At 70.3% G+C, this 12,319-nt stretch carries 9 protein-coding genes; 2 read left to right on the forward strand and 7 right to left on the reverse strand.

The features are described from left to right. Positions 1-82: 82 nt before the first annotated feature. Complete coding sequence (locus VPH61_RS01840) at positions 83-1,297, reverse strand: cystathionine gamma-synthase (RefSeq protein ID WP_332061816.1); 1,215 nt, start codon at positions 1,295-1,297, stop codon at positions 83-85. A gap of 41 nt (positions 1,298-1,338) precedes the next feature. Beyond that, the gene (locus VPH61_RS01845) at positions 1,339-2,706 is read right to left on the reverse strand and encodes a cystathionine beta-synthase (RefSeq protein WP_332061817.1); all 1,368 of its coding nucleotides are present in this window, start codon (positions 2,704-2,706) and stop codon (positions 1,339-1,341) included. Between the two features lie 235 nt (positions 2,707-2,941). On the opposite strand from VPH61_RS01845, the gene VPH61_RS01850 reads away from it, so the two are divergent. Both VPH61_RS01850 and VPH61_RS01855 read left to right on the forward strand, forming a co-directional pair. Next, complete coding sequence (locus tag VPH61_RS01850; protein WP_332061818.1) at positions 2,942-3,625, forward strand: DUF3105 domain-containing protein; 684 nt, start codon at positions 2,942-2,944, stop codon at positions 3,623-3,625. After that, positions 3,622-4,374: a DUF305 domain-containing protein gene (locus VPH61_RS01855; RefSeq protein WP_332061819.1), complete on the forward strand. Its 753-nt coding sequence runs from the start codon at positions 3,622-3,624 to the stop codon at positions 4,372-4,374. The genes VPH61_RS01850 and VPH61_RS01855 overlap by 4 nt, the downstream gene beginning before the upstream one ends. A gap of 27 nt (positions 4,375-4,401) precedes the next feature. Here VPH61_RS01855 and VPH61_RS01860 read toward each other — a convergent pair whose 3' ends face one another. The 5 genes from VPH61_RS01860 to VPH61_RS01880 all read right to left on the reverse strand — a co-directional run bounded on the left by VPH61_RS01860 (position 4,402) and on the right by VPH61_RS01880 (position 12,250). Next, the gene (locus VPH61_RS01860) at positions 4,402-5,064 is read right to left on the reverse strand and encodes a response regulator transcription factor (RefSeq protein WP_332061820.1); all 663 of its coding nucleotides are present in this window, start codon (positions 5,062-5,064) and stop codon (positions 4,402-4,404) included. Beyond that, a complete protein-coding gene (locus VPH61_RS01865; RefSeq protein ID WP_332061821.1) occupies positions 5,064-6,359 on the reverse strand; it encodes a sensor histidine kinase in 1,296 nt (431 codons plus the stop codon). The genes VPH61_RS01860 and VPH61_RS01865 overlap by 1 nt, the downstream gene beginning before the upstream one ends. A 147-nt stretch (positions 6,360-6,506) precedes the next feature. Next, complete coding sequence (locus VPH61_RS01870) at positions 6,507-7,934, reverse strand: mechanosensitive ion channel family protein (RefSeq protein WP_332061822.1); 1,428 nt, start codon at positions 7,932-7,934, stop codon at positions 6,507-6,509. 3 nt (positions 7,935-7,937) lie between these two features. Next, positions 7,938-10,196 carry an adenylate/guanylate cyclase domain-containing protein gene (locus VPH61_RS01875; RefSeq protein WP_332061823.1) on the reverse strand — a complete coding sequence of 753 codons (2,259 nt, stop codon included), beginning with the start codon at positions 10,194-10,196 and terminating at the stop codon, positions 7,938-7,940. A 110-nt stretch (positions 10,197-10,306) separates the two neighbouring features. Continuing rightward, the gene (locus VPH61_RS01880) at positions 10,307-12,250 is read right to left on the reverse strand and encodes an ABC transporter ATP-binding protein (protein ID WP_442879038.1); all 1,944 of its coding nucleotides are present in this window, start codon (positions 12,248-12,250) and stop codon (positions 10,307-10,309) included. Between the last annotated feature and the right edge of the window lie 69 nt (positions 12,251-12,319).

Here is a 12,319-nt window from a genome sequence, read left to right on the forward strand (position 1 = left end):
CCCACCGCGAACGCCGGTCGAGGGGGTCGGCCGGCGTGATGAACGCCGGTCGAGTACCGACCACCGGGAGCGACTCGAACCGCTACAGCCGGGCGAGCGCCCCGTCGATGTCGGCGAGCAGGTCGGCGACGTCCTCGATGCCGACCGACAGGCGCACGATCGATTCGGGCACCTCGGCGTCGGTGCCCTTCACCGAGGCGTGCGTCATCTCCGACGGGTAGTTGACGAGCGACTCGACCCCGCCGAGCGACTCGGCGAGCTGGAAGAGCTCGGTCGACTCCGCGAACCGCCGCGCGGCCTCGCCGCCGGCCGCGAGCGAGATCGAGAGCATGCCGCCGAAGCCCGACATCTGCCGAGCAGCGAGCTCGTGCCCGGGGTGCGACTCGAGGCCCGGGTAGAAGACGCGCTCGATGCCGGCGTGCTCCTCGAGGCGTCGCGCGATCGCGAGGGCGTTCGAGCTGTGCCGCTCCATGCGCACCCCGAGCGTCTTGATGCCGCGCGAGGTGAGGAACGCGTCGAACGGGCCCGAGACCGCGCCCGCCGCGAACTGGGTGAACGTCACACGCTCGGCGAGGTCGGCGAGCTCGGTACGACCCGAGGCGCCGCCGGCCGTGGCCGCTGCGGATGATGCGTCGCCGAGCCTCGCACCGAACACGAGCGCACCGCCGACGACGTCGGAGTGGCCGCCGAGGTACTTCGTCGTCGAGTGCACGACGACGTCGGCGCCGAGCGCGAGCGGCTGCTGCAGCGCGGGCGAGGCGAAGGTGTTGTCGACGACCACGAGCACGCCCGCGGCGCGGCCGAGCTCGGCGAGCGCCGCGACATCCGAGATCTTCATGAGGGGGTTCGACGGGGTCTCGATCCAGAGCACCTTCGTCGACGGTTCGATCGCGGCTTGCACCGCGTCGAGGTCGCTCGTGTCGACGGTCGTGTGCCGCACACCCCAGGCGCCGTGCACCCGGCGAATGAGCCGGTGCGTGCCGCCGTAGACGTCGTTGCCGATGACGACGTGGTCGCCGGGCGCGAGCACGGTGCGAAGCAGCGCGTCTTCGGCGGCGAGGCCCGAGGCGAACGACAGGCCCGTCTCGCCGCCTTCGAGAGCCGCGAGCTGGGTCTCGAGCGCGGTGCGCGTGGGGTTGCCGCCGCGGGAGTACTCGTAGCCGCCGCGGAGCCCGCCGATGCCGTCTTGCACGTACGTCGAGGTCTGGTAGATCGGCGGGATCACGGCGCCGGTGGTCGGGTCGAACTCCTGCCCCGCGTGGATCGCGAGGGTGTCGAAGCGAGCGTGGTCGTGCATGTCGAATCTCCTGTGAAGCGTCTGGTGCTGTGCCCGGCCGGTCAGGCCGAGAGGTAGGCGAGCAGGTCGGTGCGGGTGATCACGCCGAGCGCCTTGCCGCCGTCGGTCACGAGCATCGCGGGCGTCGACGAGAACGACGAGCGAGCGGATGCCACGGGCTCATTGACCCCGATGAGCGGCAGCGACTCCCCCACGACTCCCGAGACCTTGTCGGTGAGTTTGACCTGCCCCGAGAAGACGAGGTCGAGCAGCGCTTCCTCATGCAGCGCGCCGAGCACCTCGCCGAGCACGACGGGCGGCTCGGCGGTCAGCACGAGCAGCTGCGAGACGCCGGTCTCGGTCATGCGGTCGATGGCCTCGCGCACGGTGTCGTTCGGGTGCACGTAGACGAGGGGCGCCGTGCGGTCGGCCTTCGCGGCGAGCAGTTCGGCGATCGTGTGGCCGGCGGGCGCGTTCGAGAAGCCGTAGGCGCGCATCCACTTGTCGTTGAATATCTTGCCGAGGTAGCCGCGACCGCCGTCGGGCAGCAGCACCACGAACACGTCGTCGGGGCCGGCGGATGCGGCGGCCTTCAGTGCGGCGACGACCGCCATGCCGCTCGAGCCGCCGACGAGGATGCCCTCTTCACGGGCGAGGCGCCGGGTCATTGCGAACGACTCGGCGTCGGAGACGGCGATGATCTCGTGCGGCACGGCGGGGTCGTACGCCGTCGGCCAGAAGTCCTCGCCCACGCCCTCGACGAGGTAGGGGCGGCCGGTGCCGCCCGAGTAGACCGAGCCCTCGGGGTCGGCGCCGATGATGCGCACACGATCTTCGGACACCTCACGCAGATACCGACCGGTGCCGGTGATCGTGCCGCCGGTGCCGACGCCGGCGACGAAATGCGTGACCTTGCCCTCGGTGTCGCGCCAGATCTCGGGGCCGGTGGTCTCGTAATGCGAACGCGGGCCGTTGGGGTTCGAGTACTGGTCGGGCTTGAACGCGCCGGGGATCTCGCGGGCGAGCCGGTCGGAGACCCCGTAGTACGACTCGGGGCTGTCGGGCGCGACCGCGGTCGGCGTCACGACGACCTCGGCGCCGTAGGCGGTGAGCACGTTGCGCTTGTCTTCGCCGACCTTGTCGGGGCAGACGAAGATGCACTTGTAGCCGCGCTGCTGCGCCACGAGCGCGAGGCCGACGCCGGTGTTGCCCGAGGTCGGCTCGACGATCGTGCCGCCCGGCTTCAGCTTGCCCTCGCGTTCGGCGGCGTCGATGATGCGCCCCGCGATGCGGTCCTTCGAGGAGCCGCCGGGGTTCAGGTATTCGAGCTTGACGAGCACCGTCGCCTGCGTCACGCCCTCGGTGACGTGGTGCAGCTTCACGAGCGGGGTGTCGCCGACGAGATCGACGATGGTGTCTGCGTACTTCATGGTGAGGTCCTTCTGTCGGCTCGTTCGGCGCGGCCGGCGAACGGGAGCGGCGAACGGAGTGCGTGCGTGGGGTCGGTCGTGTCAGCGACAGGGACAACACAGCGAGAGGATCACGTGGCCACTCTATCCCGTCGGGCGACCGCGACGAAGGGGCGAGCGGATGCCTCGACCCGGCATTCTCCCAGCGTGTACCTTCATAAGATTGAAGCGACAACCATGCGAGAGAGGCCTACGTGTGAGCGCGACCCCGCCCGTTCCCCCCAAGGTGAAGCAGCAGAACACCGTCAAGCAGCAGCGCGCCGCTGAACGCGAGCGCAAGCTCGCCGAGTTCAAGAAGCGCGAGGCCAAGGCGAAGCGCAACCGTCGCATCGGCATCTGGTCGGCGGTCGTCGGCGGCGTCGCCGTCGTGGGCCTCATCGTCGCGGCGATCGTGCTGACCCCGCAGCCCGTCTCGTACAGCGCGGGCGGCGACGGTTCGAAGATCGAGGGCGTCGAGACCTTCGAGAACGGCGCCGGTCACGTCGAGGGCGTCGTCGACTACGCCCAGACCCCGCCCGCCGGCGGCGAGCACAACCAGGCGTGGCTGAACTGCGGCGTCTACGAGCAGCCGGTGCCGAACGAGAACGCCGTGCACTCGCTCGAGCACGGCGCGATCTGGGTGACCTACGACTCCGAGCTGCCCGCGGCCGAACTCGAAGCGCTGAAGTCGCACCTGCCGTCGACGTACGTCGTGCTCTCGCCCTTCGAAGACCTCCCCTCGCCGATCGTGCTGAGCGGCTGGAACACGCAGCTCGCCCTCGATAGCGCCGACGACGAGCGCATCCCCGCCTTCTTCGAGGAGTACTGGAAGAGCCAGAACGTGCCGGAGCCCGGCGCGCTCTGCACCGGCGCCTTCGACGCCCCCGGCAAGGTGTCGTGACGGGAGTCCCCGATCCGATGACCGCCGGCGACGTCGACCACGACGCCGCCGACGCGGTCGCCGTCGATGAACCCGTCGGCCCTGCGTCCCCGCGACGCCGGGGCGGCCGGGCGGTCGTCATCGCCGCGGCATCCGTCGCCCTCGTCGTCGTGGCCGCCGTAGCGTTCTCGATCGGCCGCCTCTCGACGCTCGCCGAGCCGACGCCCACGACGACGAGCGCCGAGGCCGGCTTCGCCCGCGACATGCAGGTGCACCACCTGCAGGGCGTCGAGCTCGCGATGATCGTGCGCGACGCGACCGACGACGACGAGGTGCGACTGCTCGGCTACGATATCGCGACGACGCAGGCCCAGCAGGCCGGCCAGATGTACGGATGGCTCGCCGAGTGGGGCCTCTCGCAGGCCGGGTCCGAGCCTTCGATGACGTGGATGACCCGCCCCGCGATCGACGGAGCGATCGGTCACGGCGACCACGCGGCATCCGACCCCGACGCGCACGTGCCCGGTGCGCCCATGCCGGGCCTCGCGACACCGGCTCAGGTGGAAGAGCTTCGCGGTCTCACGGGCGTCGACGCCGAGCGCCGCTTCCTCGAGCTCATGATCGCCCACCACCAGGGCGCGGTCGAGATGGCCGACGCGGTGCTCGCGCGCTCGACGAACCCCGTCGTCGTCGCCCTCGCCCAGTCGATCGTCGACAGCCAGACCTCGGAGATCGACCTCATGACCGGCATGCTCGAAGAGCGCACGTAGCGAGCCGCCCGTTCGAACGGCGCCGGCTCACTCGGCCGCCGTGTGTCCCGCGGCGAGGTAGCGGAGCACCGCGAGCACCCGGCGGTGGTCATCCGACGACGCCGGCAGCGCGAGCTTGCCGAAGATCGAGGTGATGTGCTTCTCGACGGTGCCCGGCGAGAGGAAGAGCGCGACGGCGATCGCCGAATTGGATCGCCCCTCGGCCATCAGCCGCAGGATCTCGAGCTCTCGTTCAGTGAGCATGGCGAGCGGGCCGTCGGCGCGCCGCCGACCGAGCAGCGAGGTCACGACCTCGGGGTCGAGCACGACGTGGCCGGCCGCGACCTGGCGCACCGACTCGATGAAGGTCGAGACGTCGGCGACCCGGTCCTTGAGCAGGTACCCGACCCCCTCGGAGCTCGCGTCGAGCAGCGTGCGCGCGTACCGGGTCTCCGCATACTGCGAGAAGAGCAGCACCCCGGTCGCCGGGTGCTCGCGCTTGATGCGCAGCGCCGCGCGCAGGCCCTCATCGGTGTGGCCGGGCGGCATGCGGATGTCGGAGATGACGACATCTGGCGGATCCTGGGCGACCAGGGCGATGAGACTGTCGCCGTCGCCGACGGCCCCGGTCACCTCGACGCCGCGGCCGACGAGCAGGGCCACGAGTCCGTCGCGGATGATCGCGGAGTCCTCGGCGACGGCGACGCGCATCAGGCGACCACCATGGGCAGGTCGATCGTCACGCGGGTCGGGCCGCCGTCGGGGCTCTCGACGGTGAGCGAGCCGTCGACCGACCGGGCTCGACCGGTGAGGCCCGCGAGGCCGGTGCCGGAACCCGACTCGTCGCGGAACCCGACGTGGGCACCGCCGCGGCCGTCATCGGCGACCGTGACGACGAGACGGTCCCCCCGCTGCACGACGGCGACCTCCGCGCGCCCGGCGCCGGAGTGCTTCACGACGTTGCCGAGCAGTTCGAGCACGCTGAAATAGGCGATCGTCTCGACGACGGCCGACGGCCGGCCCTCGATGCGGCAGTCGAGCTCGACCGGCACCGGCGAGCCCGCCGCCACCGAGGCGAGCGCGGCCTCGAGCCCCGCGTCGAGCACGGGCGGATGGATGCCCTTCGCGAGGTCGCGCAGTTCGGCGAGCGTCGAGGTGGCGGCGGTGCGCGCCGACTCGACGAGCGCGACGACCGTGGCGGGGTCGTCGCCGCGAGCGAGCCGCTCGTGGGCGTCACCGAGCGACATCGCGAGCCCGACGAGGCGCGCCTGGGTGCCGTCGTGCAGGTCGCGCTCGATGCGGCGCAGAGTGGCGTCGGCGTCGGTCACCGCAGCGCGGCGCGAGTCCGTGAGCTCCATGATCCGTTCCTCGGCGGGCGTGCGCCCGAGCATCCGGGCGATCACGTTGCCGTGGAAGCCGGCCAAGCCTCGGTTCACCGCGGGCCAGACGAAGAGGAGGATCAGCACGCCCGAGACGGTGAACACGACGTGCATGAGCGGCGTGTCGGCCACGTAGCCGAAGATCTGCACCTGACCGGGCCCGACCAGTTGCACGAGCCACTCCGTCGAGAGCCCGGCACCGAGCGCCAGGACGATCGTCGAACCCGACCAGCTGAGCACCGCGAGCGGCAGGTGCAGGAGCGGGAACCCGATGGTTCGCGAGGTGGCGAGATCGCGCATGCGGGTGCTCCAGTCGGCGTCGGACGCGTGCGTCACCGACGACGGCGGGTCGGCGATCTCGAGGCCCAGCTGACGTCTCGCGAGCCGGATCGACAGGGTTCCGAGCTTTCGCGAACCGGTGGCGAACGCCTCGGCGATCGAGATGCCGACATAACTGAGGGCGGCCAGTAGGCCCAGCAGGAAGGCGAAGGAGAGGTAGGTGAGCTCGAGCATCGCCACCGGCAGCGCCGTCCAGATGAAGGCGAACTCCTTCCAGGTGCGGCGGGCGAAGAGCGCCGTCGCCAAAGGCGGGCGCGGCCCTGCGGGCGCGGTCGACGTGCGTGACATTCTCAGTGATTCCAATCGAGCGGAGGTCGCGACGGGCGGCGGCTCGTCTCCAACCATATTTGCGAGCGAGGGCTCGCCGGCCCACGGGGCTCACCCGACACCGGGGAGGGTTCTCCCCCCGATGCGGATCGGGATGTCGCAGCGCGCCTACCGTCGTCCGCCCAGCGCCCCGCGCACGATGCCGGCGGCCGCGAGGGCATCGGATGCCGCGCGCCGCCGATTCTCGATGGCCTGGCCGATGTCGCGCGCCACCGCCGGGTTCGACCGCACGATCTCGTCGATCACCGCGAGCGGCATCACGAGGATCGTGGTGACCTCGGCCGCGACGGCCCGCACGAACGACGGCTCGCGGGTGAGCACCGTCTGCCCGACCGACTCGCCGACGTCGGCGCTCCCCGACTCGATCGCGCCCCGATCGGTGACGATCGACAGGGCCAGCCGCCCGTCGACGACGACCTTGAGGAGGTCGGGCACCCGGTCGGGCTCCTGCACGATCTCCCCCGTGCCGTACCGCTCGAGGCGACACGATGGTGCGAGCCGCTCACGGTCGTCGGGGCTCAACCGGAACGCCGGCGCGATGAGCTCGAGCGCCTCCGCGAGTCGCGACGGCTCGGCGACGGGATCGGTCGAGTCGCCGTCGAGCGAAAGGCCGCGCCGCCGCGCCGCGTACCAGAGCCACGCGAGCAGGAGCGACACCGCGTCATCCGCTGCCGCCGGACCGGAGACCGGAACCTCGACCTCGTACTTCGCCGCGCCCAGGTAACGCGCGGCGGGCTGCTCGCCCGGTGCCGCCATCGGCAGCCCGCGCGCCACATCGACGACGAGGTCGATGACTTCGTGCGGCGGATCGTCGGTCGAAAAAGTCACCGTCGCGATGGCGCGGTGCAACTCGGTCGGCAGGCTGAGGTTCGTGAACGAGGCGTTCGCGAGCGAGGCGTTCGGTACGATCTGCACGCCGGCGCCGGTGTCGATGTGCACGGCCCGCCAGTTCACCTCGATGACCCGTCCGCGCACACTGCCGGTGTCGAGCCAGTCGCCGAGCTTGAACGGCTGCTCGAACAGCAGCAGCAGGCCCGAGATGATGCCGCCGACCGCGTTCTGCAGGGCGAGGCCGATGACGATCGACGTGACGCCGAGCGCGGCGATGAGCCCGCCGACATCCGCGTCCCACACCCAGGAGAAGAGCACCGCGACACCCACGACGATGAGCACGAGCCGGCCCAGGTCGACGAAGATCGACGGGATGCGCTCGCGCCAGCTGCCGGGCTTCGCGTTCGCGAAGAGGGCGACGTTGAGCGCGCTCAGCACCAGCAGGATGACGAGGAAGCCGAGCACCGTGGCGACGACGCGGGCCCACACCTGCTCTGCGGGCGACTGGAGCGCGAAGACCAGCAGTCCGAAGAGGGCACCGACCGGCACCACCCAGTTGCGCAGGAGCCGCACCGGACCGGCGGCCGCACTGCCCCGCCGCGTCAGCCAGCCGAGCACCTCGGTGAGCACGACGAGCAGCACCGGCACGCCGAGGGCGAGCACGATTCCCCAGACCAGCCAGCCCTCTCCGAAGAGCTCGTCCACGGGCTACTCCACCCGCCACACGGTCTCGGCGCCGCCCGCGGTCTCGATCGTGCCCGCCGAGACGATGCGCACCCCGTCCTGCAGGCGGTCCTTCACCGCCTGGCTCACGTAGATGCCGGGCCTGCCGTCGACGCTGCGCACCCGATACGCCAGGTTCACGGCGTCGCCCCAGAGGTCGTAGGCGAGGCTCGTGCGCCCGACGAGCCCGCTCGTCACGGTGCCCGTCGCGATGCCGGCGCGCAGCTCTACGGATGCGTCGTTGCCCGCGTTGAACCGCTCGATGACCGAGCGCAGCTCGGTGGCGAACTCGACCGCCCGCCGCACGTTGTCGACCCGCGGCACGATGAGACCGGAGCTCGCGAGGTACCCGCCTCGGAGCGTCCGCACCTTCTCCACTCCCGTGCGCTCGGCCGCCTCGTCGAAGCCGCGCATGAGCGAGTTGAGCTGCGCGAGCTCCTCCTCGCTCGACAGCGATGCCGTGAAGTCGTCGAAGCCGATGAGCTCGGCGAAGATGACCGAGACATCCTGGTGCACCTCGGAGATCGTCTCCTCGCCGTCCTGATAGCGCTTCGCCACGGTCTCTGGCATGAGCGTGTGCAGCAGGCGCTCGTTCTCAGTGCGCTGCTCGTCGATGAGCTCCTGCTTGATGCGCAGGCTCGAGCTCATGTCGTTGAAGGCGTTGCCGAGGTCGCCGAACTCGTCGCGCGACCCCGCGGGCACCTGCACGGTGAGGTCGCCGCCCGCGACCCGGCGCACCGCATCGGAGAGATGGCGCACCGGCCGGGTGAACACCTGGGCGAGCAGCATCGACAGCACGCTCACCGCGAGCAGGATCGCGAGGGTCGAGATCACCAGGTTGCGCGTGAAGTCGGCCACCGGCGCGAACGCCTCTGCGGTATCGATGCGGGCGACTGCGACCCAGTTGAGCCCGTCGATGTCGACCGGGGTGTACGCGGTGATGTTCTCGCGACCCAGGTACCCTCTCGAGATCGTGGTGCCGGACTTGCCCTGCTGGGCGAGGCGCACCGATTCGGTGGTGACCGGTTGCAGCAGCACCGTGCCGCCGACCTCCACCTCGCGTGCGGCGAGATCCGCCGGAGTTCCGTTGGCCACCGCGGCCTTCTCGAACTCCTCGGGGTCTTCGATGAGCAGGCGCGAGTTGCTGCGCATCAGGTCGTCGCTGCCGACGATGTAGACCTCGCCGGTGTCGCCGAGACCCTGCTCCTTCCAGCGCTCGTCGCCCGTGAGCACGTCGTTGATGATGTTGATGGGAATCTGCACCGCCAGGGCGCCGGTCACGCTCTCCGAATTGCCGACGGGCGAGACCACCCAGATCGCGGGCACGTTGAGCGACGGGATGTACCGCTCGTAATCGGTCGTCGCGAGCGCGTTGACCGAGTTCGTGGCCATCACCTCTCGGTACGCCTCGGCGAGTCCGGAGTCCTTCAACGGCCCGGTCGTGATGTTCATGCCGAGATCGGGACCGGAGTAGGCGGTGTAGACGACATTGCCCTCGGTGTCGAGCAGCAGCACGTCGTCGTAGCCCGACGCGGCGATGATCCGCTCGAAGTAGTCGTGGTACCGCTCGCGCGCGGCCGACCACGGGCTGCCGTCGCCGGCATCTCCGGCGGCGATGGCCGCCTCGAAGTCGAGTTCGCCGCCCGGGAATCGGTAGACCTTCGAGGTGTACTCGTACTGCAGGTACTGGCCGGCGACCGACTCTGGGATGAATGCGCCGGCCGCATAGGTGCCGCCGGCGCGAGCCGACAGCGCGGCATTGAATTCGTCGTCGTAGTACGCCTCGAGCTCCGCCCGCTGCGCATCGCTGAGCGGGCGCGACTGCGCCTCGGCGAACGCCGCGTTCAGGGCGACCGACGCGTTCTGGGCGCTGAGGTTGCGCGAGTCGAGGGTGACCCCGGTCTGCACACCTCCGAACACCCGCTCGAGCTCGCCAGTGCGCAGTTCGCGGATCGTGGTGAGCTGGTCGACCGCGGCGGCCCGCAGCGACTCCCGCCCGCTCACGAAGCCGATGATGCCGACGATCACCGACGAGACGAGGCTCACCCCGAGCAGCATGATGAGCAGCTTCGACTGGATGCTGAGGCCGACCCTGCGCGGCTTCGAACCGCGCAGTTTCCGCTCTCTCGGCTCGCGCGGCTCCCGCGAATCGCGGCTCCGCCCGGGCGGAGCCGCCGGTGGCGGTGCTGCGGCATCGGCGTCCGACGGCATTTCAGGAGGCGCGTCTCGTTCCGTCGTCGACACGTCGCCCCCCTCAGCCCCCCGGCAATTGCTCCACACTCTAGCGGCGCAGGGTGCACCGGTCGCAAGAGGTACGAGCGAATCCGTGTCCCCCGAATCGCGGATTCAGCCGCTCAGGGCTCGAGCACCGAACGCTCCTCCTGCTGCCGGTACAGCGAGGCGTAGACGCCCTCGGCGCCGACGAGTTCGGCGTGCGTACCCTGCTCGACGATGCGGCCGGCGACGACGACGAAGATGACATCGGCCGAGACGACCGTCGAGAGCCGGTGCGCGATCGCGATGGTCGTTCGCCCGCGCGAGGCGTCGTCGAGCGCCTGCTGCACGACGCGCTCCGAGATCGTGTCGAGCGCGCTCGTCGCCTCGTCGAGCACGAGCACCGCGGGATCCTTCAACAGCACCCGTGCGATCGCGATGCGCTGCTTCTCGCCGCCCGAGAGCCGGTAGCCGCGTTCGCCGACGACCGTGTCGTACCCCTCTGGGAATGACGCGATGGTCTCGTGGATGTTGGCCGCCCGTGCCGCCACCTCGAGCTCGGCATCGCTCGCATCGGGCCGCGCGTACCGCAGGTTCTCGCCGATCGTCGCGTGGAAGAGGTACGTCTCCTGGCTCACGATGCCGATGTGCGAGATGAGCGACTCCTGATCGAGATCGCGCACGTCGACGCCCGCGAAGCGCACGACACCGCCGGATGCCTCGTACAACCGCGGCACGAGATAGGAGACCGTCGTCTTGCCCGCGCCCGACGGCCCCACGAACGCCGCGAACTGACCGGGTTCGATCGTGAAGCTCACGGCATCGAGCGTGGGGCGCGAGTCGTCGTCGGCGTCGGGGTAGCGGAACGACACCTCGTCGAACTCGACCCGCCCGAGCGCCGAGCCCGTCGGCACCGGCACCGCGTCGGGCTTGTCGACGATCGCCGGCTTCAGGTCGAGGTACTCGAAGATGCGGGCGAACAGGGCGCTCGAGGTCTGCAGGTCGAGCGCGACGCGCATGAGCCCCATGAGCGGGAACAGCAGGCGCGCCTGCACGGTCGTGAATGCGACGATCGTGCCCGCCGTGACATCCGCTGCCCCGCCGGTGACGAGCCAACCGGCGACCAGGTAGACGATCGCGGGAATCGACGACATGAAGATGTTGACCATCGCGAAGAACCACTGACCGGTCATCTGCTGCTTGACCTGCAGGTGGATCTGGTTCTGGTTCTCGTCGGCGTAGCGCTCGATCTCGCTCTTCTGCCGGGTGAAGCTCTTCGACAGCAGGATGCCCGAGACGCTCAACGTCTCCTGCGTGATCGCCGTCATCTCCGACAGCGACTCCTGCGTCTTGCCCGCGATGCGCGCCCGCACCTGGCCGACCCGGCGCTGCGCGATCACCATGAACGGCATGAGCACGAGCGCGATGATCGTGAGCTGCCAGTTGAGGATCAGCATCGCGATGAACGCCGAGATCACGGTGACGGTGTTGCCGAGCACGCTCGACACGGTGTTCGTGAGCACGCCGGCGACGCCGCCGACGTCGTTCTGCAGTCGCGACTGGATGACGCCCGTCTTCGTGCGCGTGAAAAAGCTCAGCTCCATGGCCTGCAGGTGCGTGAAGAGACGCACGCGCAGCGCGCCCATGACGTTGTTGCCGATCGTCGCGGTGAGCCACGTCTGCCAGACGCCGAGCAGCGCCGAGACGATGAAGACGGCGATCATCGCGATGACGAGCCACGTGAGCACCGGCAGGTTCGGTCCGGATGCCTCGCCGCTCGCGTCGACCGGGAACAGCCCGTCGTCGAACGCGCGCTGGGTGAGCAGCGGCGGGATGATGGCGAGCGCCGCCCCGACGAGCACGAGCGCGATCGTCGTGATGAGCGCGGCCTTGTGCGGAGCGAACAGTTCGGCGATGCGGCCGAGCAGATTCGGCACCTGCGGCGCCTCGGCGTTCGCGGCGCGCTGCGCCTCCTCGTCGGCGGCGAACACCCGGCGGGAACCCCCTCCGGCGCTGCCGCCCCCGCCGCCGCGACCGCCGCCGCCGGTTCCGCCGCCGCGTGGCGCTCCCCCGTGCATGCTCATGGCATCACCCTATGCCGCCCCTCGCACACGTCACCCGTCGTTCGCCGCGAGCAGAGCAGAGCGCAGCGG

Source organism: Agromyces sp. CCNWLW203, assembly GCF_036576125.1.
Lineage (GTDB): Bacteria > Actinomycetota > Actinomycetes > Actinomycetales > Microbacteriaceae > Agromyces.